General features: G+C 44.1%; 19 protein-coding genes and 3 tRNA genes. 14 read left to right on the forward strand and 8 right to left on the reverse strand.

The window, feature by feature from the left end; genetic code table 11:
* Positions 1 to 119: 119 nt before the first annotated feature.
* The 6 genes from DWW23_RS22560 to DWW23_RS22585 all read right to left on the reverse strand — a co-directional run bounded on the left by DWW23_RS22560 (position 120) and on the right by DWW23_RS22585 (position 7,041).
* Positions 120 to 1,718, reverse strand: a complete 1,599-nt coding sequence (locus tag DWW23_RS22560; RefSeq protein WP_122356433.1) for a PQQ-binding-like beta-propeller repeat protein — start codon at positions 1,716 to 1,718, stop codon at positions 120 to 122.
* 177 nt (positions 1,719 to 1,895) lie between these two features.
* Positions 1,896 to 2,708 carry a glucosamine-6-phosphate deaminase gene (gene nagB / locus DWW23_RS22565; protein WP_122356435.1) on the reverse strand — a complete coding sequence of 271 codons (813 nt, stop codon included), beginning with the start codon at positions 2,706 to 2,708 and terminating at the stop codon, positions 1,896 to 1,898.
* Between the two features lie 126 nt (positions 2,709 to 2,834).
* Positions 2,835 to 4,031, reverse strand: coding sequence for an FprA family A-type flavoprotein (locus DWW23_RS22570; RefSeq protein ID WP_122356437.1), 1,197 nt, complete (start codon positions 4,029 to 4,031; stop codon positions 2,835 to 2,837).
* Between the two features lie 4 nt (positions 4,032 to 4,035).
* On the reverse strand, positions 4,036 to 4,884 hold the full coding sequence (gene lgt, locus DWW23_RS22575) for a prolipoprotein diacylglyceryl transferase (RefSeq protein ID WP_122356439.1): 849 nt from the start codon (positions 4,882 to 4,884) through the stop codon (positions 4,036 to 4,038).
* A 10-nt stretch (positions 4,885 to 4,894) separates the two neighbouring features.
* Positions 4,895 to 5,791: a diaminopimelate dehydrogenase gene (locus DWW23_RS22580; RefSeq protein ID WP_122356441.1), complete on the reverse strand. Its 897-nt coding sequence runs from the start codon at positions 5,789 to 5,791 to the stop codon at positions 4,895 to 4,897.
* Positions 5,792 to 6,048: 257 nt separating this feature from the next.
* On the reverse strand, positions 6,049 to 7,041 hold the full coding sequence (locus DWW23_RS22585; protein WP_122356443.1) for a sugar phosphate isomerase/epimerase: 993 nt from the start codon (positions 7,039 to 7,041) through the stop codon (positions 6,049 to 6,051).
* Positions 7,042 to 7,196: 155 nt separating this feature from the next.
* On the opposite strand from DWW23_RS22585, the gene DWW23_RS22590 reads away from it, so the two are divergent.
* The 8 genes from DWW23_RS22590 (at position 7,197) to DWW23_RS22630 (ending at position 17,808) form a co-directional block, all read left to right on the forward strand.
* Entirely contained in the window at positions 7,197 to 8,144 is a 948-nt protein-coding gene (locus DWW23_RS22590) for a FimB/Mfa2 family fimbrial subunit (protein ID WP_122356445.1), read from the forward strand.
* 536 nt (positions 8,145 to 8,680) lie between these two features.
* Entirely contained in the window at positions 8,681 to 9,097 is a 417-nt protein-coding gene (locus DWW23_RS22600) for a hypothetical protein (RefSeq protein ID WP_122356447.1), read from the forward strand.
* A 197-nt stretch (positions 9,098 to 9,294) separates the two neighbouring features.
* Complete coding sequence (locus DWW23_RS22605; RefSeq protein WP_122356449.1) at positions 9,295 to 9,876, forward strand: DUF3575 domain-containing protein; 582 nt, start codon at positions 9,295 to 9,297, stop codon at positions 9,874 to 9,876.
* 152 nt (positions 9,877 to 10,028) lie between these two features.
* Positions 10,029 to 11,249, forward strand: a complete 1,221-nt coding sequence (locus DWW23_RS22610) for a hypothetical protein (protein ID WP_122356451.1) — start codon at positions 10,029 to 10,031, stop codon at positions 11,247 to 11,249.
* A 36-nt stretch (positions 11,250 to 11,285) separates the two neighbouring features.
* A complete protein-coding gene (locus DWW23_RS22615) occupies positions 11,286 to 12,164 on the forward strand; it encodes a FimB/Mfa2 family fimbrial subunit (RefSeq protein WP_187576527.1) in 879 nt (292 codons plus the stop codon).
* 13 nt (positions 12,165 to 12,177) lie between these two features.
* The gene (locus DWW23_RS22620; RefSeq protein WP_122356453.1) at positions 12,178 to 13,647 is read left to right on the forward strand and encodes a DUF4906 domain-containing protein; all 1,470 of its coding nucleotides are present in this window, start codon (positions 12,178 to 12,180) and stop codon (positions 13,645 to 13,647) included.
* Between the two features lie 15 nt (positions 13,648 to 13,662).
* A complete protein-coding gene (locus DWW23_RS22625; protein WP_122356455.1) occupies positions 13,663 to 15,648 on the forward strand; it encodes a fimbrial protein in 1,986 nt (661 codons plus the stop codon).
* Between the two features lie 15 nt (positions 15,649 to 15,663).
* Positions 15,664 to 17,808, forward strand: a complete 2,145-nt coding sequence (locus DWW23_RS22630) for a hypothetical protein (RefSeq protein WP_122356525.1) — start codon at positions 15,664 to 15,666, stop codon at positions 17,806 to 17,808.
* Positions 17,809 to 17,900: 92 nt separating this feature from the next.
* On the opposite strand, the gene DWW23_RS22635 is transcribed toward DWW23_RS22630, so the two are convergent.
* A tRNA-Arg gene (locus DWW23_RS22635) sits at positions 17,901 to 17,975 on the reverse strand.
* Between the two features lie 71 nt (positions 17,976 to 18,046).
* Entirely contained in the window at positions 18,047 to 18,772 is a 726-nt protein-coding gene (recO, locus tag DWW23_RS22640) for a DNA repair protein RecO (protein WP_122356457.1), read from the reverse strand.
* 89 nt (positions 18,773 to 18,861) lie between these two features.
* Here recO and DWW23_RS22645 point away from each other — a divergent pair, with 89 nt between their 5' ends.
* The 6 genes from DWW23_RS22645 (at position 18,862) to DWW23_RS22670 (ending at position 23,886) form a co-directional block, all read left to right on the forward strand.
* Complete coding sequence (locus tag DWW23_RS22645; protein ID WP_122356459.1) at positions 18,862 to 19,251, forward strand: DUF2721 domain-containing protein; 390 nt, start codon at positions 18,862 to 18,864, stop codon at positions 19,249 to 19,251.
* Between the two features lie 132 nt (positions 19,252 to 19,383).
* Positions 19,384 to 19,455: transfer RNA gene (locus DWW23_RS22650), tRNA-Glu, on the forward strand.
* 41 nt (positions 19,456 to 19,496) lie between these two features.
* On the forward strand, positions 19,497 to 19,751 hold the full coding sequence (gene rpsT, locus DWW23_RS22655; RefSeq protein WP_122356461.1) for a 30S ribosomal protein S20: 255 nt from the start codon (positions 19,497 to 19,499) through the stop codon (positions 19,749 to 19,751).
* Positions 19,752 to 19,814: 63 nt separating this feature from the next.
* Positions 19,815 to 19,886, forward strand: a tRNA-Glu gene (locus DWW23_RS22660).
* A 172-nt stretch (positions 19,887 to 20,058) separates the two neighbouring features.
* On the forward strand, positions 20,059 to 22,014 hold the full coding sequence (gene gyrB / locus DWW23_RS22665; RefSeq protein ID WP_122356463.1) for a DNA topoisomerase (ATP-hydrolyzing) subunit B: 1,956 nt from the start codon (positions 20,059 to 20,061) through the stop codon (positions 22,012 to 22,014).
* 93 nt (positions 22,015 to 22,107) lie between these two features.
* Entirely contained in the window at positions 22,108 to 23,886 is a 1,779-nt protein-coding gene (locus tag DWW23_RS22670; protein ID WP_122356465.1) for a gamma-glutamyl-gamma-aminobutyrate hydrolase family protein, read from the forward strand.

The raw sequence follows: 23,886 nt of genomic DNA on the forward strand, positions 1-23,886 counted from the left end.
TAAACACAAAATACTATCTCAATGAATAAAAACGATTCAGACCTTCCAGCCTGTCGATTACTATAAACCAGACAGACCAAAGATAAACACTAAAATTAAAATACTACTATTTTTATTTATTATATCACCGGATAATCTATATTTCTTTCCGGGAATAACTCTTTCAGGCTTATTTCCAGCACTTTCGTTCTCTCTTCATCCAGTGTAAACACTTTATCCTTTACCACAAACAAATCGAACGGAATATGTAATTCCGCCATTTTCTTTTTGTTGAAATCAATTAGATATTGAGTTTTTCCCCGACTAATGATCGAATAACCATCCCACTCCAAATCAGAAAAAAAGAGGTTTCCGGGCAGATAAGTACGAATAACCTCCATCCGCTCATTGATTTCAAATATCTCATACCGGTTATTATAAACGAAACAAGACGTCGAGTCGGATGGCGTAATCCGGTCAAAAGAAGCACTATCTGCATTTTCGATATAAAAAGAATTGGCCATAAATCCCTGTAACTTCCCGTTGGCCTTCTCATCCCAGGGAGCAACTTCAATCTCCGAACTGTCGGTTAACTGACAAAAAGAGATTCCATCATCAAACAATAAATACAATGTATTACGTTCCTCTTTCAAGCAGGCATCTTCAATCCTGTCTTTTTTCTTTGTCAGTTGATTCAAATATATATTTTTCCCGGTATTCTTATCGAAACAGGCAATGAAAGGTCTTCCGATATTGACCTCCATCATTTTTTTTTCATAAACAGAGGATAAGTCCCGCAAGTTCGCACGGTAGCCGGAACCATAATTAATCATATACAACCTGTCGCCATAATCAAACAGCCGTGAGTGGGAGGTCAGATCTTCCGAAAAGGGATACCCCCATTTCATTTTCAATCCGTCATCCAGGCAGAGCAATTGCGTCCTGTTAGCAAAATAAAACAGAGAATCATCTCTCAACACATTTGAAGTCAGTTCCACTACAGTATTACCTCCGGTCGGAATCCCTGCATAGCCGGTCAAAGCGCCGGTCAGTATGCCTAAAGCCCCCAGAGCTACAGCTCCCGTATAGTTCGTTGTTCCGGTTTTCATCGGATAACTTTCACCTGTCCCATTATTCACATTGACCAGGTGCAACCCGTCAGAAACAATCAGCCTTGTCGAATCATCAACCAGTCCGTGATAATTCCAGCCATAGGTGTGCGGAACCTCCCGGGTCCACAAAAGTTCGCCGGTATTCGTATCATAACATTCCAGTTTTTTCGAAACCCCATTTTTATAAGCCCATAATTTATTATCCTCCCGATCCAATATATAAGGAAGAATTTTTTTATTCCATTTCGGTGTCCCTGTCTGCAAATCCAGTAAGGAACTTTTGATTCCTTTCGAATTGAATAAAATACCTTCGGGAAGCAATGCAAACTGATCGTTCATGTAATTCACTTTTCGTCTCCACAACTCTCTCCCTTTCTGAAAATCAAAGACAACCAATTCACCTTTGTTCTTATAGGATTGTTCGTTTTTAGTCAGATACCCTATTTTCACCATAAAAATAGTGCCGGTAGTATCCATCTTATAATCGCGCACCCTTCCGTTAAATTCAAAACCACGAGCCGTCAACTCTTTTCCTTCCGTCGTTACCCCGATCACAACCGGATTCTGGGCATAAATAAAAGGGACGGAGATTAACAAACAAACGATTAAATACAACAATCTCTTCATAAGACAATTCTGAGTTAAATGAATAAATACTAGCGGGTTCCCTGAATGGAACAAATGTATAAACGTTTTTCCGGAAAAACTATTGCCGGTCGAAAGAGAATTAACACATACATAACAAAAAACCGGAAGGGAAGACCTTCCGGTTTTTTGTTATTATAGTAAAGCAAGAATCCGGTCTTACTTCAGCAAGCTACAAGGACAAAGATTATCTTTTTCGATATCTTTGAAGTAGTTGTATGTACCTACTTTGATATCAGCACAAGCAGCTTCATCAGCCACGATGATACCTTTCGGGTGCATCTGTAAAGCAGTGATTGTCCACATCTGGTTGATGGAACCTTCAACAGCCTGCTGCAAAGCACGAGCCTTGTTATGACCGTTTACCATGATCAATACTTCTTTAGCATCCAGTACGGTACCTACGCCAACCGTTACAGAAGTTTTCGGTACCTTGTTCACGTCGTTATCGAAGAAACGTGAGTTAGCAATGATCGTGTCTGTAGTCAATGATTTTACACGAGTACGTGAAGACAAAGAAGAACCCGGTTCGTTGAATGCGATATGACCGTCAGGACCGATACCGCCCAGGAACAGGTCTACACCACCCACAGCCTTCATTTTTGCTTCATAAGCAGCACATTCAGCTTCCAGATCAGGAGCGTTACCATTCAGAATATTTACGTTTTCCGGTTTGATATCCACATGGCTGAAGAAGTTATTCCACATGAAAGAATGATAACTTTCAGGATGATCTTTCGGCAGACCTACATATTCATCCATATTGAAAGTGATGATATTCTGGAAGGAAATAACACCTTGTTTATTCAGCTCGATCAGGTTCTTGTACATTCCCAGCGGAGATGATCCGGTAGGCAATCCCAGTACAAACGGTTTTTCTGCTGTCGGATTCGCTTTCTTAATCTTTGCAGCAACATAATTAGCAGCCCATTTTGAGAGTTGCTCGTAATCAGGTTCAATAATCAGTCTCATAACGTTTGCGTTTTTTTCAGTTGACAGTTGACAGTTGACAAGTGACAGATATAGTCACCCTCCTCCGCGCACCGGAACTGATAGGTTATTAATAGTTTTTTTAGATCCTTTTTTAACTGTCAACTATCACTTGTCAGCCGTCAGCTGTTTCGCCATCGCTTCGCCCAAAGCCCAGCATTCTTCATACTTATCGGCTTTCAAGCCCTGTTTTTGTTCAACAGGAGTACCAACAGTTTCCCATTTCATCTTTTCTCCGAAAGCCGTCAGGCGTTTTACCGCAGCACCGGCCCAGGTAAATGAACCGAAGTAACCATACAAACGGTTCTTCACCTCACGCATTTCGATCTTGCTCAGAATAGCTTCCACTTCCGGGAACAAACTGTTCGAGTAAGTCGGACTGCCGATGATGATACCTTTATATTTGAATACATCTTTCAATATATAGGATGCAGGACTCTTGCTGACATTATGCAACACAATGTTCTTCACGCCATGTGCCGACAGCGATGAAGCGATCGCTTCCGCCATCTGTTCCGTATTACCATACATGCTTCCATAGATAACGACAACACCGTCTTCTCCTTCATAACGGCTCAGACGATCGTATATCTCAACCGCTTTCTTAGCATATTTACGCCATACAGGACCATGAGTCGAACAGATCGTTTCGATACCCAATACAGAAAGCTTCTGTAAAGCACGCTGTACCGGATTACCGTATTTACCGACAATATTGGAATAATAACGGATCATTTCTTCCCAGTAATGATCCACATTCATTTCCTCATCGATCACTCCGCCGTCCAATGTACCGTATGTACCGAAAGCATCAGCTGAGAACAGCAACTTGTCCGTCGAATCGTATGTCACCATCACCTCCGGCCAGTGCACCATCGGAGCCATATAGAAAGAAAGCTGATGACGGCCGATATTCAGCGTATCCCCTTCTTTCACTTCGTAAAGTCCGGTCGTTATATTGTGATAGCCGTCCAGCATACCGAATGTCTGCTTATTACCAATGATCTGCACGTCGGGATATTGCTGGCGCAACAGGCGGATACTTCCGGCATGATCGGGTTCCATATGGTTCACAACCAGATAGTCGAGCGTCCGTCCGTCCAGTGCATCTGCTATTTTTTTCAAAAAGATATCAGAGTAGCAAACATCCACCGTATCCACCAATACAGTCTTTTCGTCTACAATCAAATATGAATTATAGGAAACACCATACGGAAGCGGCCACATATTTTCGAAGAGGGCCTTCTGACGGTCGTTAACTCCTACGTAATATACCTTATCTGCTATTTCTTTTAACTTATACATCTCTTTAATTTCGTCTTTTTAATTCTTCGTAATTGTTCGGCTTTCTCGTCAGTGCTCTCCAAACGAACCAGCAACCGGCCAAAACAAACGGAATACTGAGCCACTGGCCCATATTCAGCATCATATTATCTTCAAAAGCTTCCTGATTGTTCTTCAAAAATTCGATGAAGATACGCGATCCGAATACGATGATCATAAAGACCCCGAAAATAAGTCCTTCGCGTTTCCAGGCTTGCTTTTTAAAATAAAGCCACATACATATCCCGAAAGTGACCAGATAACACAGTGCCTCATACAACTGTGTCGGATGGCTGGGTACCGTAAAGATCGGCTCCGCTCCCATTTTCCAAGCATGTAAGTTCTCGATAAAACGGAATCCCCACGGCATATCGGTTGGATGTCCGTATATTTCATGATTCATGAGGTTACCCAGACGGATCATAGCCGCAACCAGCCCGGTCGGAACCACCAGCTTGTCGAATGTCCACAGCATACTTTTATGTGAGACACGTTTGGAATAGAAATAAATGGCGATCACAATACCTAACGTACCGCCATGACTTGCCAGTCCGCCTTCCCAAACCTTGAATATCTCTATCGGATTAGCCAGATAATATCCGGGATCATAAAACAGGCAGTGTCCTAGCCGGGCGCCGACCACAGTTCCTACCATAGTATAAATAAGCAAGGAATCGATCCATGCAGGAGGAAGTTTTTCATTTTTCCACATCCGGCTCACGATGGTGTAACCAATCCAGAAGCCGATGGCAAAAGCAAGTCCATACCAGCGAATTTCGCGTGAACCAATGGAAAAGATGGCGGGGTCAGCCGTCCAGGTAATAAAATCAAGCATATTTTTTATATTAAACTAGTCGTCTGATCAAGTCTTCTCTTTCACCGCAGATCATATCGATCACCGGTAATTCGATCATAGTGTAAGCACCCGGCTTTTGTTTGAAGCTTGCGCGGGCAACGGCAACCAGGATTTGTGCAGTAAGAGCCGGATTGTTGATCTTCATGTCAAATTCAACCAACTGGTTCTGTGTCTTGCCTGATACACCTTTGCGCACCAGATTCACACCGTGTCCCATATCCAGCAGGTTATCTACGCATTCCACCTGCATCACATGCGTTTCATCGTGTGCAAAATAATCATCGGCTTTGATAGCAGCAGCTACCTGCTTGAAATCATAACCGTCTTTCACTTCGATATATACCATGCGGCGGTGAACACCTGTACCCATCGGGATCGTCATTGACAAAGCGGCTTTCACACCTTCGATCGCTTTTACAGCAACCGTATGTCCCATACTCATACCCGGTCCGAAGTTTGTATAAGTAATTCCTTTCGGAACCATTGCCTCCAGTAAGGCGCGAACAACAGAGTCGCTTCCCGGATCCCATCCGGCAGAAATAACGGCAACCGTATTATGTGCTTTGGCTACAGCATCCAGCGAACGGCGCAGGTCTACGATACCTCCGTGGATATCGAAGCTATCTACCGTATTGATGCCTAATGAAAGAATTTCTTTAGCGAATGATTCTACGCTACGGGTAGGAGTTGCCAAAACGGCAACGTCTACTTTATCTAACTTAGTGATACTGTCAGTCACAGTATAAGCTTTCAGTTCGTCTGGTACGTCATTCGGATTACGACGTACAACACCTGCTACTTCAAAATCGGGAGCAGCTTCCAGGGCCTCTAACACATACTTTCCAATGTTGCCATATCCAACGATGGCGGCTCTAATTTTCTTCATACTTTAGTTTTTACTTTTCAACCAACCGCAAAGTTAATTATTTATGGCGAAAATCCATCCGAAGCTTATAAAGAAAAGTTATGAGGTGATAAATGACCTGTAACGAACGAAAGCTTTACCGCAGACAAGAGGTAGTGCCACCCTAGTGGCACAGTTGTGCCATGCTATTGGCATTACCTTGTCATCGTAATGGCAATGGTCTGCCATAGTAGTGTCACTACTCCAGCTACGGCATAGTTTAATAGTCAGTTACCTTTTTATTTCTTATCGAAGAATGCATCAAAGGCATGTCCCGAAGGCTGGAAATCCACTTGTTTAACAAAGGCGCAGGATTCACGCGCACCATGTTCGCGGTCCATCGCACTGTCTTCCCATTCAACCGACAGCGGTCCCTGATAACCGATATCGTTCAGAGCACGGATAATCTCTTCGAAACCGATCCGACCGCGTCCCATACTGCGGAAATTCCAATAACGGCGGGAATCGCCAAAAGTGGAATGACCTCCGAACACACCGATCTGCTTCGGGGTATCACTCCAATAAACATCTTTCATATGTACATGGAAGATACGGTCGGAGAAGTGATAAATAAAATCGACATAATCGACGCCCTGATAACCCATATGGCTCGGGTCGTAATTGAAACCGAAGGCCGGATGATTGTTCAATGCTTCGAGCGCTTTACGGGCAGAATACGTATCGAAAGCAATTTCCGTCGGATGAACTTCCAGACCATAACGGATACCCAACTTCTGATACTCGTCCATAATTGGTATGAAACGGCGGGCAAAATCGGCATAGCCATCTTCAATCATCTGATCCGTAACAGGAGGAAAAGAGTAAAGCCAGTGCCAGATAGGACTACCTGTAAATCCGGCAACCACATCAATGCCTAATGCTTTAGCGGCATGAGCCGTTTGTACCATATATTCGGCTGCACGCTGGCGTACGCCTTCAGGTTCTCCATCTCCCCAGATACAATCGGGCAGAACTGCTTTATGCCGCTGGTCGATATTATCGCAGACAGCCTGGCTGATCAGATGGATCGATATACAATAAAGTTTCAGGTCATATTTACCCAGCAGTTCTTTTATGCCGTCATAATAGGCCTGATCCGTACGACGAACATCCAGATGGTTGGGTAATCCCAGTTCCAATCCGTCATATCCGAACGCTTTCGCTTTTTCGCAAACTGTTTCAAGGGGTAAATCTCCCCATTGAAGGGTACATAAAGTTACTGGACGTGCCATTTTCTTTTTAATTTTAAGGTTATTACATTGAGTCTGTTTTCTACAAATCTAGAAAAAGTTCTGCTCATAACCGGCAAGTTCTCTCCTTAATATTTTTTAAATTCCGAAATTAGTATTTCCTTTGTGTAGATTTTATCATTAATAACTCCTTTGCTATGAAAAAGAAAGAATTATGTGCAGTTGCCTGCCTGTTTTGGCTCGCAGGTTGTAATGATCCGGCTTCGGACGAGGTTGAAATTGTAAAGAATTTATTTCCCGTACAATTCAGTGTTCAACTTCAAAAAGAGGTACTTCCGTTCCCTTCTACCCGCAGTATGCCGTCCAACGCGTTCCCTGAACCGATAGTCCCGGATAAAGAAAACCCGGATAAAGAACTAAAGGACTTCTGCTCGACAATCGAATATCTGGTTTATGATAAAAACGACCTGGAGGAACCGGTAAAACACCATATATATAATGTAGAGACCGATAATGATTTCAGTATTGTATATGACACATTGCCTGCCGGTAACTATCAGGTCTACTTTTTAGCTCATCAATCGGAGAAGTCTTCATTTGTGAAAAATACGTTTTCGTTCGACAAGCTATCCGATACTTTCTATGGCACAAAAGTCTTCAATGTAGAAAAGACAGAAGAAACGAATATGGATATCGACCTGGAGCGGATTGTAAGCAGGATAGAGTTTAAGGCTATTGATCCTGTACCGGATGTAATAAAACAATTCGATATTTCGGTAAAAAATTATCCGGCCAAGCTGAATATACTGACCAAAGAAGGACTCGCTTCCTCCGAAGAACAAAGTTTCACTTATTTATTTAAATCAGAAGATAAAGGACAAACCGGAAAGACTCATTCCTTCTACACATTCGTAGCATCCGGCAGCAAAAGAATATCTGCCACACTTACCTCAACCGACATAGACGGACAGGTTATGCGTTGTAGGACAGTGACTGATATTCTACCCATCGCTAATAAAGTAATCCGTTATACCGGCATTCTATATACACCACCCAAACCCGATGACTCGGAAAACACCTTCAATCTGATCATTGGAAACAATGGGGAATGGAGCGAACCGGTGGAAAATGAGTTGCCGGAATAAAGGTTGTAAGGTTCAAAACTTATCAGAATTGAATGTTACTTTTCTCTTGAAAGAAAAGTAACCAAAAGTTCAAGGCTGCACCGGCTTCGCTGCTACGGGGAAAGACGGAGCGGACGCTCACCCGCTGAGGCCTGTCAGAGAACGCAAAGCGTTCTTTGGAGATTGCCGATACCGACACCTTTATAACACAACAGGTGTTTTCGATTTTAACAGACGGTATCGGCAATCCTAAGAGGAAGCTCCGCTTCCTTTGAAAGGCCTCAGCTGGCGAGCGTTAAACGCAGCAGCCGGAGAGAGCGCCCGGAGCATCCGCTGTTTGAGCGAAGCGAGTTTCGGAGGCGACAGCGAACGCAGGATGCGAAGTAGCGAGGCAGGTGTAGCCTTGATCTTTTGCCTACTTTTGGATCAAGCCAAAAGTAGGTTCAAATCTTTCTAAATTTGACATATTTATCCTATCATATATTATACTGATCTGCCTACATTTTAATTTTATTAAAACATAAACTATCTTTGTATCTTCACAAAAGAGAATCGTTATGAAAAAGAAAAGCATATTTAGTCTTATTTTATTACTTACCATCCTTTGCGGATTCAACAGTTGCCAGGATAAACCGTTCGATCCTGTTGATGAAAATCCTGAATATCTGTTGTGTAATGGTTCCGGATGGTATGATGAATATATAGACTCCAACGGTTACCCCTGCACGCAACGCCTCATCTTCTATTCCGATGGTAGCGGCAAAGAAACGATCGTACGCTCTTTCAGCGATTTTCCGGGAGACTTTGAAGAACTTCGCAACTCGTTTTATTGGGAATGGGATGATGATTATTACGGATCCATTTATATGGAATATCCGAACGGTGATTATCTTTTTTTCGACCAGTTATTTATAAGTCCGTACGAATTATCCGGTTTGCTGGATGGCGAAGAAGTAGTCTTCGAACCCTTTTAACCTTAAATAGTATCATCAAAAGTAAATATTATGCCAAAATTTCTTATTCTACATACTTTCTAAAACTTATCTGAATTATAGTTGTTTCATTCATAAAGAGAGCAAGAATCTCATAGGGTAAAAATCAGGGCGTAAGGCGTCTGAAACAATAAGGGAGGTTCTTCTTGGATGTTTAACAATTTGTGAGTAAAAGTACGATGAAAAGAGGAATATTGATAATATGCATTATTTATGCATTTGTCAGTGGCATAGCAGCACAAGTAAAAGATAATAGAAACCATTTACCGGCTTATGCAATCAAAACAAATGCATTATATTGGGCAACGACAACCCCGAACCTGGGGTTTGAAATAGGGCTATCCGATAAATTCACACTCGACCTGTCGGGGAATTATAATCCATGGACATTTTCCGACAGCAAGAAACTCAAACACTGGCTGGTTCAACCCGAACTACGCTACTGGACCTGCGAACGATTCAACGGACATTTCTTCGGACTCCATGCACATTATGCCGAGTACAACGTTGGCGGCATCAAGATGCTAGGACTCAAAGACCACCGTTATCAGGGCAACCTCTACGGAGCCGGTGTTTCCTATGGTTATCATTGGATACTCAATAAGCGCCTTAGCATAGAGGCGACGATCGGAGTTGGTTATGCTTATCTGGATTACGATAAATATCCCTGCGGCCAATGTGGTAGTAAAATAAAAGACGGCCACAGGAATTATTTCGGTCCCACCAAAGCTGGTCTGAGCCTCATCTATATTCTCAAATAAACAAAAAAGAGTATTATAAATTAAGAAACATTTTACATATATTTTTATATGTACAGCCACTCTTATGCCTCATAAACGCATAAGAAACCACTAATGACAGACAGGAGGGAAAGACTTCCACACAGAGTATTAATCATTAATAACAGAGAGTTATGAATTTCAGAAATTTATTTACAGCTTTATTTGCTGTAGCCACTTTATTTGCATGTAGTAATGACGATGAATCCCCAGTTCCTGATGCGGGTGGTCCTAAATCCATTTCCGTATCATTGGCAGGAATGCCGGGAATCCAAACAAGAGCCTCAGAAGCCGGAAATTTCCTGACTAAAGATACTATAAATGTCAACAGCGTACTTATCAATCTGACAGATGCCAGCAACAGTGTCGTTGTATCAAAGACAGTAAATAAAGATGTTGCAGCCGATTCCGATTGGAGCAAACTGACCGGCACAGGAGAAGGATCTGGTTTAAAATTCATCAATGTACCTCAAACCGTATCCAAAGTATACATCTATGGCAACCCGGGTAGTGCGGTGGTAGACAACCAGGTAACAACGACACTCGACCAGCAACAGGGATCAGGCGTATTGTATTCCGGCGTCGATGAAGACCTGACACCGATCTTCGCCGAACCGGTCGAACCGGACCCGACTTCCGGACAGACTTATACGGCCAATGTGACCATTAAACCGATCCTTGCCCGTATACAGATTAACAGGATCTATTTCACTGACAAGAAAGAATTTACATTCACACGTCTTGTCGGAGGAAAAACAGAAGAAGCCAAAGTCACCTGGACAGACTTTACAGCGGACCTGAAAGGTATCTACCTGAATAAATTCTTCAACACCTATCATGATTCGACAAATGTAGAAGACCTGTACAGCAATGCTTCAGCCGTGAACAATATCGTGGAAGGCAAATGGCTGTTCAATCAGCCTACTCCCAACGATGCCGCAGCATATGCCAGCTACAACAACTATTCAGGAGGAGCTTATCAAACAATAAATATGGTTCCTGCGACAGGAAAGAGCTATGCATTCAACTTCTTCCCGGGATCAGTGGTACCGACAATACATCTCGACCTGACAAATATCAATGTAGAAGGTATGCAGTCTACCAATACGACAGCATTCAACCCATCGCTGGCCAACAAGGCACGCTTCGCCAACATCGTGAAGTATTTCAAAGCACCGGATGTTGAAATGACGGCTGCCGACTTCAAACCGGGTACAATCTATAATATGGAGGTCGAACTGATACCGATGCTCGATAATGACCTGGAAAATATCCAGTTTAACGTATTGGTTCATGTAACGATTGCTCCTTGGGCAGAAGAAACGATCACTCCGGGATTCGACCTGGATCAGTAATTTCCAATTTCAAAATAATTTCAACATACAGAACAAATGAAACGAATTATATATTTCAGCATCATATTATGGGTTGTCCTGATGACCGGTTGTATCAAAGAAGATTTGGCTAGTTGCGACACCAACCTGGTCTTCAGATACTTCGGAGATGGGACAAAGGATATATTCCCTGAAAAAATAGAAAAAGTGGATCTGTATGTATATGGCGAAAACGGAGCACTAGTACAAACGATCGGACTGGATCAGGGCGATTTAAGACGCGTTCAGGGAACTCCCCTCAATCTCCCGGCAGGCAAATACCGGATCATTTGCTGGGGAAATTCCCGGAACGACACCCGGATCGACCAGGCTTCAACTTTAAACACTGCTTTGGTTGCAGCCCCTCACTATTTTACAAAAGAATTGATCACCACTAATGACAGCCTGTACATTGGAAGCAGGGACATTGAAATATTTCAGGATAACTCAAGTGAAGATACCGTTTATTTTAGTAGCTCACACATAAAAATGTACATTGAACTAACCGGACTGGAAGAAGCCGCTCTGGCAGATGGCACATCTCCGATCGACATTGAGATCGGTAACCTGAGTCCAACAGTCGACTTTGCGAAAACATTCTCTTCGGAGAATGTTTCGTACAGGCCGGTTGCCCGTAAAGAGGAATATTTACCCGCTTTCGACACAAAGTTCAATGTTTTGCGATTCAACGACGAAAATGGTATCTATATCAATCTGATAAGAAAAGAGACTAATAAAACAATATATACATTGAAGCTAAAGGATTTCATGCAAGATAACCGGATCACGGTCAACGGGATCAATGAAGTGACGGTAGGGATCCGCTTCCGTTTCAATGGAACCTCGGTCACAGTCAAACCCTGGGATGAAGAGGTGATAATACCGGGCCTCGGATAAGCCCCATAAAGATATGAGAATCAAGAATAAATATATAGCGACAATAGGTGTTTTCATTGTCGCCCTGCTGGCTACATCCTGTACCGAAGACCAGGATACAGATCAGAGTGCGACGAAAATGGATGCACGACTGAACATGACTATCTCCACTCGCGCAACAGCAGACAACCTGAGCAAAGGGGGCGACGGTAAGTTTTCAAGCCTGGCTCTCTATGTATTCAACAAAGCCGACGGCAGTCGTGAATACACCGAACTGGTTCCGGTCATAACTCCGCAATATACGGATGAGTTAATCCGGTCGGTCCAGGTTTCACCACAGACAAAGATTATCTATACCATAGGGAATTATAACGATCCGGACAAGGTCTTTTCAATTCCGTCAAAAGGAGAAATCGCTTTACAAGAATTAGGTGACCTGACTTTACAGGAACTGGAAAATCTGACCATTTCGAACCGGAACGGTTTCAGCGATACCAATATTCTGATGGTCGGCAGGAAAGAGACGCCCATAGAAGATTTTCTGACAGAGGTAACCGTACCGATGGAACGACTGGTTTCACGACTGGACATTTATATGTTCAAAAACAGTAAGTATACGGACAGTGAAGTAGTCGTGAACTCAATCGAACTGGTCAATCAGGTTACCAATACGCTCGGCAAATATCAAAACGAGGTCATGGTTTCGCCAGTCGAAAAAAGACTGGAAAGCCGGACGATCAGTTCTGATAATACGCTGGGACGTGTACCTGAAGACCTCTCCGTTATCACACCGGATAAGGCGATGGCTTCTTTCTACAGTTATCAGAACATAGCCGGTCCGGGAGCGCCCGATTCGCTGATCACACCTTATTTGCGTATTTCTGTAACAGTAAACGGAGAACTTTACAAATACAAAGGTTACATAACCGACAACGGGCAGACGGATAATAAATACAGTCTGAAACGGAATACGGTATATACGGTCATGGGAATCATCGATCATCCGGACAATATACTGGAGCTTAAAACTATCACTCTCCCCTGGACCAAATCTGTTTCAGAGATCGGTCACGTTGTAAAGGATGGAGATTATGAATTCAGTGCAAACAATACGAGTGCCACTGACGGGATCATACAATATCCTTATGTACAGAATGGGGAGCCACAAAATAAAACGTCCTATGTCAGCTATAACTTCCGCCTGACAGGTCCGGCAGGAGCTATCTGGACAGCGACATTAACGAACGGCCTCGAATTTACTTTCGGGAAAGAAGGATCGACTACCGGGAAACTGGCTATTTCAAAAGGGATCGCAGGAGATAATACCTACGAAATAAAAGTCGGGGCAACGAAGCCGTGGGGAGGTTCTCAACGCGAAGTACGGTTGTATATCACCGTCGAAGGCGAAAAACTCAAGATCAATCCGCTCCAAAGTAACGGATCACGAAAATTCCCGGGTGACAATGACACAGATATTCTGATCACACAAACAGAATATAAATAAAAGGAGAAAAGGGTTATGAAACGAAATAATAATTATATCATATTATGCTTATCGGTGCTTACTTTATTGCTTTCTTCCTGTAGCCAGGAAGAGCTGGAGAATAAGCCTTTTGCCGATTCCGGTAAAATAGCGATCCGGTTATCATTGGCACAACCCGGCATCACAAAAGCAGATACGGAAACCGGTGAAGACAACCTGAATGAAAACCTGGTGAAGACACTGGATGTGTTCATTTACGAGGAAGGAGAAGATGCCTGCTTTTTCTATCAACATATAAACTTAGCCTCAGGAAAGGCGGTAAGCGGAGAATACACAGTAACTCTGAACGCTATGCAAGAACAGTTCAACCGTGATAAGACATACAATACATATGTTGTAGCAAACTATTCACAAACCGTTCCGGCAAATGGCCTTACTCTTTCCGAACTGAAAGCACAAGCCGTTTCATCCCTGGACCCCGATAAAACACAGGATAGCTTTTTGATGGACGGTACGTCTGCCCAGATCCTGAACGATGGTGTGATAATGAACAAAGAAATTACTGTACCATTGAAAAGGGCAGCCGCGAAAATAAGGGTATCGACAGCTTATACAAATAGTTTTTCAGCTTTGAAAAGCGAAAATATCAGCAAAAAGCTGTACCGGTATGCAACCAATGCATCCGTACTCGAAACAGCAACACCGGCTACCCCGCAGCTACAGAGCATGGCTGGTTTTACGGATATCGCCTCCGGTGCAGGTTCGGATAAGACGGTCGTCTATTCATATCCGAACGATTGGAGCCAGAATCAACAGAACGAAACATATCTGATCATGAATATTCCGATAACCGGCCCGGACGGAAAAGAATATACGCAGAATTATTATAAGGTGCCTGTCAATTTCCGGTTGCCGTCCGATGATACGGCTAATCCGTCCGAAGAGCAGGAAGCCGAACGGGATGCTATCTATAAACTGGAACGTAACCATTTATACGATATCACGATCCTGGTAGACAAACCAGGGTCTGAAACACCGGAATCTGCCAAAGAGATCAGTGCCAACTATACGATCAAAGACTGGACAACGAAAGAGGTATTGGTTTCGGTAGAAGGATTCAACTTTCTCTACGTGGAACAGACAACGATCACGTTACCGAACCGTACGAGTTATACAACGACATTCCAATCATCCACCCCGGACGTCGAAATAACGGATATCACCGTCAACGGAACAACTGTCACAAACGGGGCTAACGGAGTCGATATAACCTGTTCGCAAGGAGTTAAGTCAGGAGACATTGTAATAAACAGTACGCTTCCCGGAAACTTTGTTGCGAAAGAGATCGAATTCACAGTAAAGAACGGGATCGGTTTTACACAGAAGGTCACGGTTACACAGTATCCAGCCTTATACCTTAGTTCCGATATCTCAGCGGAAACACCAGGCGGTAGCCAGGGACAGAATAATAAAAAGATGTACGTGATCGGTTCTTTTGTTGCCGACTTCTCCTCGTTGCCCGATCCGGATGAATTCGATGAAGATTTCGGTAGCGGATATACACATTATGCCGCCAATCCTGCACTGGGACGATCGTATGCCGAATACATCAGGAATAATGCAGTTCTGGGTTACCCGCTGAGAGATGCAAACAACGAGACGATCGATACGGAGGAAAATAACCGGCGTATCTCTCCCCGCGTGATGCTGGCTTCACAGTTCGGAGTAACGACATCGGACAGTTATCTGAATTCCAGAAATAAATGCTCTACCTATGTTGAAAGAGATGAAACGACCGGTGAGACTTATTCGGACTGGCGTATGCCTACACTGGCAGAAGTATATCTGATCGACGTACTCCAGAACATCAAGGCTGCCGAAGTAAAAAAGATTCTGGAAGGAAGCTGGTACTGGAGTGCCAGAGCCAGTAGTACCGTACAATTTATGGACCCCAGGGTCGGAGGCGGTAACGGTTTCAATCCGCTACGTTCCTCCGTACGTTGCGTGAGAGATGTTAAATAGTAAAAGATGAAAGTTATGAAAAATGTTATCATATATTTAATTGCTTCGTTCGCCTTATTCGCCTGCCAGGACGAATATGAAGTGGAGAAGCCCGGTGTTCCCGGTAAAGCGACCTTGAAGATTTCCGTGAATATCCCGGAATACAGGATTGCCACACGTGCTGCCTCTTTCGAAAATAATCTTTCGGACGTATGGTTGCTGACCTTCGACATGAACGGACTCTTCATCGGACGTGTCCATGCGACCGACCTCGACAGCCAGGAGACGAATGGTGTCGGCAACGGCTCTTTCAAAGCGGAAGTATCCGAAGAAACCAGGATCGTCCATGTAGTTGCCAATTACGACAACTGGTCTTCATTCGACGACAAGGCTTTCGCCGAAAAAGATGAAAAAGAACTTATGCCTGCTTTATACGGCAGCAAGATGGTTTTCTGGGGAAGAAGTGAAGTTTCTTCCCTGGCCTCGCCTTTGAGCGTAACCCTGTTCCGTAACCAGGCAAAGGTGACGGTTCAGAATGAAACTGACAATTTCACTGTCACCGGCTACGCCCTGGCGAATATAGTTTCAACAGGAACAGTAGCTCCTTTCATTCCGAATATGGAACCGAACCCGTTCGCTATCCAGGATGATATCACTACTTTACCTCTGGGAACCCTGTCAAGAACAGACCAAAGCGATACCGATTGTAATCTGGAAGATAAGTATATGTTCGAAAATCCGAACTATTACGAAAATCAATCTTTCCTTATTATCAAGGGACGCCTGAAAGACGGCTCGGAATTATATTATAAGATACAATTCCTTGACAACAATAAAAGACCTTATACAATCGTCAGGAACTTTCAGTACAAAGTGATCATCAAATCTTTCAGCGAAGAAGCAAAGGGTAGTAATTCTTTTGAGGATGCCAAGAAGGCAGAGGTATCCAACAATATCTATGCCGATATATTCAAAGATTCACCCTCCATCTCCGACAGCGATAACAACCGGCTTACCGTCAGCAACCTGAACTTCCTGTACACGCAGGGAGGAACCTTGAACGTGACCGCCCATTATACGGAAAATGAAGTTCCGAACGACAAAGAGATCAGCGTATCTATCCAGGAAGACAGAGGCAACATCATCAGCGGCCTGTCGTACGACGGGAATGGAAATATAACAGCACGTATTGCCCGGGTATATGCCGGACAGAATGAAGCTACAATCTCGGTGAAAGCAGGCAAGCTCTCCCGTACGATCACAGTCACATCGAGCACGTTGTACAGTTTCAGCCCGGCAGCTTTCACTCCGGAGTTATACACAGGCAAGGACCAGGATATCACATTATCTTTCCGGATACCGGATGGAATACCTAATTACCTCTATCCGCTGAAGTGTGAGATCACAACTCAATATTTATATCCGACCGATCCGAATAAAGATCTACAGATCAACTTCACCAACGGAGTATATAAATATGTATACTGGGCAGAAAGTCCGGGTACCAAAACACTTAATTTCAAAACAAGCCTGGATAACAGCAATGAGACTGTCACCATAGAGAACGACTATTTTAAGACGGCAGAGATCAATCTGGTATCACGCCAGTTTGAAAATGTATCTGTCAATAACAATAACATGATCGTTTACGGTAAAGGAAATACTGCTACACTCAGGTTTACCATTCCCGGATATGCTGATTATCCACCGGAATATCCGCTTACCGTCTTCGTCGCCACAACAAAACTAACGACGTCGCAAGCCGGATGGACAGCCGTGAGTGGCGGTTACAGTTACACCTATAACCAGGCTCCTACCGGAGAACAAACCGTAGCGTTCACTTCTACGCAGGATGATAGCGGCGAGCAGGTAACGGTCAGTGCACCGGGATTCAGTAATGCGACAATAAATGTCGAAAATCTGGTGAATAAAAACACTTCAACATCGGGAGAGATACGCGTTATTATAAACGGAAGGACATATACAATACCGAACTATACGGTCTCATCGTCCGACAGAAGTATACTCGATTCATTCAGGGCCAATAATGCCAGCAATTACAATATTTCCGTCAAATCCGGATGCAAATTATCCGACACAGTTTCACTGACAACAAGTTCCTATACAGGTACATTCACCGTCAGGGAGCTACTATCCGGACAACGTCTGAATCTACAATAAGAAATGGAATATTATAAAAGGAGTATTTCCGGTTAACAAGAAGGACCGTATCTGAAGCAGATGCTTAGATACAGTCCTTCAACACTTTAACCTGGTAGTCTCGCCGGGAATCGAACCCGGATCTAAAGTTTAGGAAACTTCTATTCTATCCATTGAACTACAAGACCAACTTTTGTATAAGGTGCGGCAAAAGTATAATCTTTTCCGCAAACTGGCAAGTATTCAGCCGGTAATCTGATCAATCAAAAAGACTTTGCATCACCGAAAGTGATTTTATTTCGGGAAATTCCGGCAAATGCAACCGATAATATTCAACAATACGATTGATAACCCCTACCCTGTCCTGCCGGGAAAATGAATATAATGACATATTTTCAAAGCTAATTTTCAGTAAGCGGGCAAAAAAGAGGCTCTCTTCACGGGTCAGGTAATGTCGGTGCATAGGGACACGGTCCACAAAGACCCCGTTCTGCATATCAAAATAGCAACCGGCCGAATAAGAATCGGCATTCGGATAGATACCCAGGTAATGAAGCAGGCGCAGCAGGAACACCAGATGAAAATTTGCCACCCCTTTGTCGGCATATTCCAGCAAATGGATCGATTCATACAGATAATCGAAAAGCCGCTGGTCCGGTTCAGTATCCTTCACCACTCGCAACAACACCTCCGCCAGAAACAGTGCCAGTACATTCTTCACCGGATTGCAGAACACTTCGGTGAGCGGATAACACAGTTTCGTTTCACGTATCCGGTGCAGGTCGCGCTTATTCAGATGCTCCACTTCCATTTCCAACACCGACAGAGGCATGAACAAGGCCCTGGATACGGTCGACTTCTTTCCCCGGCTGCGTGCAACCAGGTAAGAAGCGCGTCCGAACGCCTCCGTATACATATATATAATAGAGTACTTATCGTTATATGGAATAGCATGCAGGACGATCCCGCGTGTTTTACATAACATATCTTCACCGCTTTATGGCAGACAAAGATACAAAACAACAAACTATTTACGATATTTGCAGGTTATAATAGTATAAATACATTTGAGTTATGTTAGATCTTACTACCCCGTCGCTTTTGTTTTCAGCCATATCATTGATACTATTGGCCTACACCAACCGTTTTCTTTCATACGCCAGCGTAGTCCGCGCGTTAAAGGAAAAGCACCAGCAGACACACGATCCGAAAGATATTGCCCAGATCGCCAACCTCCGCAAACGGCTTTACCTGACCCGCTCGATGCAGATACTCGGTATACTCAGCCTGTTGCTTTGCGTGATTTCCATGTTCTTCATTTATATTTCATGGCAAATCATCGCCGCCTGGATATTCGGTATCGCCCTGTTGCTCCTGGCAGCTTCGCTATGCGTATGTATCTGGGAAATAAACATTTCCGTCAAGGCTTTAGAAATACATTTGCAGGATATAAGTTCTAAATAGAAGTTAAAACAAGAAATACTATTAAATTTTCCCATGAAATGTTTTGGTAGTTCAGAGAGAACATCTATCTTTGCACTCGCAATCGGGAAATCAACAATCCCAGAGCGCTGAAAGTGAGAACTTTGACATGATGGCCCATTCGTCTATCGGTTAGGACGCAAGATTTTCATTCTTGAAAGAGGGGTTCGATTCCCCTATGGGCTACAATAAACAAGATTAAAAATTCAATAAAGAATAGCTAAGAAATGGCAAATCACAAGTCATCAATCAAAAGAATCAGACAGACAAACACAAAACGTCTGCGCAACAGATATCATGCAAAAACTGCAAGAAATGCAATGCGTGTACTGCGTGCAACTGAAGACAAGAATGAAGCTCAGGTTCTGTTACCTAAGGTGTGCTCTATGCTGGATAAGCTTGCTAAGAAAAACGTTATTCATAAGAATAAAGCTGGCAACCTGAAATCCAAACTGACAAAGCACGTCAACAAACTTGCTTAAGGAATAGGTTATACTATATATAGTATAAGCCGGACTCAACAGCCCGGCTTTTTTAACCCAGATGGCCCATTCGTCTATCGGTTAGGACGCAAGATTTTCATTCTTGAAAGAGGGGTTCGATTCCCCTATGGGCTACTTTACAAGAGGTCGGATTAGTGATAATCCGACCTCTTTTCGTTTATACTCCCACCAGCCGTATTTTTTGCTATTTTCACATCACTTTTACCTTCTAAGTCGATTATTTTCACTACATTTGTTAGCATTTTTAGATATATAGAAATTTAGTGATTTTAAAGGATAGAAACTCATGAGTGAAGAAATGAAGAATACTTCCGGAGAATACTCTGCGGACAGTATTCAGGTACTTGAAGGGTTAGAAGCAGTACGTAAAAGGCCGTCCATGTACATTGGCGACACCAGTGAAAAAGGTCTCCATCATCTCGTATACGAAGTTGTTGACAACTCGATCGATGAAGCGTTAGCCGGATTTTGTTCCCAGATCGATGTGGTAATTAACGAAGACAATTCGATCACAGTATCGGACGATGGTCGTGGTATCCCTGTAGATTTTCATGAGAAAGAAGGTAAATCAGCTCTGGAAGTAGTTTTAACAATCTTACATGCCGGAGGAAAATTCGACAAAGGGACCTACAAAGTATCCGGAGGATTACACGGAGTCGGCGTATCTTGTGTGAACGCCCTTTCCACTTACCTGAAAGCTGAAGTTCGCAAAGGCGGGAAACTGTACATGCAGGATTATTCCTGTGGTAAACCGCTCCATGGCGTGGAAGTGATCGGCGAGGCCACTACTACCGGAACAACCATCTCTTTCAAGCCGGATGCAACCATTTTTACTGTAACGGAATATAAATACGAAATACTGGCAACACGTTTACGTGAACTGGCATTTCTGAATGCAGGTATCAATCTGACATTAACAGACAAACGCGTTCAGAAAGAAGACGGAACTTACAAATCGGATCTATTCCATTCGGAAGAAGGTCTGAAGGAGTTCGTTCGTTACGTAGACCGTTCCAAAGAATCCCTAATCCCCGATGTGATCCATATCGTAACGGAAAAACAGGGTATTCCTGTAGAAGTTGCTATGACATACAACACATCTTTCAACGAAAGCGTGTTCTCGTATGTAAATGACATCAACACAATTGAAGGTGGTACGCACCTGGCTGGTTTCCGCCGTGGTCTGACACGTACACTGAAAAAATATGCAGAAGATTCCAAACTACTGGAAAAGGCCAAAGTAGAGATCCAGGGCGATGACTTCCGTGAAGGTCTGACAGCCGTTATCTCTATCAAGGTTGCCGAGCCGCAGTTTGAAGGACAGACCAAGACGAAGCTGGGTAACAGCGAAGTGACGGGTGCTGTAGACCAGGCAATCGGTGAAGCCCTCTCCTATTATCTGGAAGAGCATCCGAAAGAGGCGAAGATTATCGTTGAAAAAGTTATCCTGGCTGCCCAGGCACGTCAGGCTGCCCGCAAAGCACGCGAACTGGTTCAGCGTAAATCGCCGATGACCGGTGGAGGACTTCCCGGCAAGCTGGCCGACTGTTCATCGAAAGATGCTTCTATCTGCGAGTTGTTCCTGGTCGAAGGGGACTCTGCAGGCGGTACGGCTAAACAGGGCCGCGACCGTGTGTTCCAGGCAATCCTGCCGCTCCGCGGTAAGATCCTGAACGTTGAGAAAGCAATGGACCATAAAGTATTCGAAAGTGAAGAAATCCAGAACATCTTCCGTGCTATGGGTGTTACTATCGGTACAGAAGAAGATCCGAAGGAATTGAACCTGAGCAAGCTCCGCTACCATAAGGTGATCATCATGACCGATGCCGACGTGGACGGAAGCCACATTGCCACTTTGATTCTTACTTTCTTCTTCCGCAGAATGCGTGCACTGATCGAAAACGGATATGTTTATCTGGCAACCCCTCCTCTCTACCTCTGTAAGAAAGGTAAAGTGGAAGAATATTGCTGGACAGAACAACAACGTCAGGCATTCATCGACAGATTCGGTGGAGGTAATGAAAACCAGATTCACACGCAACGATACAAAGGTTTGGGAGAAATGAACGACCACCAGCTGTGGGATACGACCATGAATCCTGATAACCGTACATTAAAGCAGATCACGATCGACAGCGCAGCAGAAGCTGACCAGATCTTCTCCATGTTGATGGGTGAAGACGTAGGTCCGCGCCGCGAGTTCATCGAAGAAAATGCTACATACGCAAATATTGACGCTTAATAAGTGGACAGGTGACAGATGACAGTGGACAGATAACAAAGAAAAAGAACTGTCAACTGTCACTTGTCAACTATCAACTAAAATAGTTTTGTTATGAATAATCAAGTCCGCCGTCCGAGTTTAGAAGCCTTATTCAGGGAAGTTGACAATTTCAATCCGAAAAAAGAAAAACTTCAGCCCCCCCGCATAGGAATATCTTCAAACCGGAAAGACGGACTTTCCTGTATAGCCGAGACTTATGTACAGTCTGTTCTGATGGCTGGGGGTGCTCCGGTGCTGATCCCGGTTATAACCGACCTGGAAGCTCTCACAGCGATTGTTTCCAGCCTGGACGGATTACTGATGAGTGGCGGTGGAGATATCAATCCGCTCTATATCGGAGAAGAACCGATACCGCAGTTACAGGATGTGGATACCTTCCGCGATGAGTTCGACCTGATCCTGCTCCGGTTGGCTACCAATCGCCAGTTGCCTGTCATGGGTATCTGTCGCGGGCACCAGCTTATCAATGTGGCATTCGGCGGCTCCGTCTATCAGGATATTTATTCGCAACACACAGGCGGCGTATTCAAACACAGTCAGGCAATGCCCCGTGAACAGGCTTCACATTCCGTCCGTATCTCCGATACCTCTTCCCGTCTTTTTGAAATACTGAAAAAGGAACCGGATGTACTGGTCAACTCGGTACACCACCAGGCAGTCAAAGAGATTGCTCCCGAATTCAAGGAAACAGCCGTTGCTCCCGATGGTATCAACGAGGCGATGGAGCATCCCGAAAAAGAGATATTCAGTATTCAATGGCATCCCGAAGCAATGGCTTCCAATGGCGACAAGTTGATGCTCGAATTATTCAGGCATCATGTAGAAGCGGCACGTCTGTTCAAAGAAGCCAAACGTATCCACAGCCGGAATGTTATACTCGATTCCCACACCGACACACCGATGATCTTCCCCGGCCAGTTCAATATCGGCCAGAAAGAGGGCGGTAAAGTGAATCTTCCGCTTATGGAGGAAGGCATGGTAGATGCAGCCATCATGGTTGCTTATATTCCTCAGGGGAAACGGGATGACGCATCATTGCAACAGGCAACGGCGTTTGCCATGAACCGATTGAACGAGATACATCGCCAGATGGAAATAAACCGCGGCAGAATGAACATCGCCCATACCCCTCAGGAAGTATGGGTAACGAAAGCTGCCGGCAAGAAAGCAATCATGCTGGGTGTGGAAAACGGTTATGCCATCGGTAAAGATATCAGGAATATAGCCCGTTTCAAAGAACTGGGTGTCAGCTATATCACGCTCTGCCACAATGGTAGCAACAATATCTGCGACTCTGCACGCGGAGAAGCCGAATGGGGCGGCCTTAGCCCGTTCGGAAAAGAAGTGATTGCCGAAATGAACCGGCTGGGTATTCTGGTAGACGTATCGCATGCTGCAGAAAGCACATTCTATGACGCACTGGAAATAAGCACACAGCCGATCATTGCTTCGCATTCTTCGGCACGTGCTTTATGCGACCATCCGCGTAACCTGACCGACGACCAGTTGAAAGCATTGGCCGCCAAACAGGGTGTCGTACAGGTCTGCCTTTATAAGGGATTTATCAATGAAGATGCTGAAAAAGCATCGCTCACCGATGCCGTACGCCACATCAATCACATCGTGGACCTGATTGGCATCGATCATGTAGGCATCGGTTCCGATTTCGACGGCGACGGCGAACTGATCGGATGCCGGGCTAGTAATGATCTGATTAACATCACCGTACGCCTTCTGAAAGACGGATACAGTGAAAATGATATAGCAAAGATATGGGGAGGCAATCTGCTGCGTGTCATGTCACGTGTGCAGTCAGCCTATAATGGATAA

It is taken from the genome of Parabacteroides sp. AF14-59, assembly GCF_003479515.1.
In the GTDB taxonomy this organism is placed as follows: Bacteria; Bacteroidota; Bacteroidia; order Bacteroidales; family Tannerellaceae; genus Parabacteroides; species Parabacteroides faecis.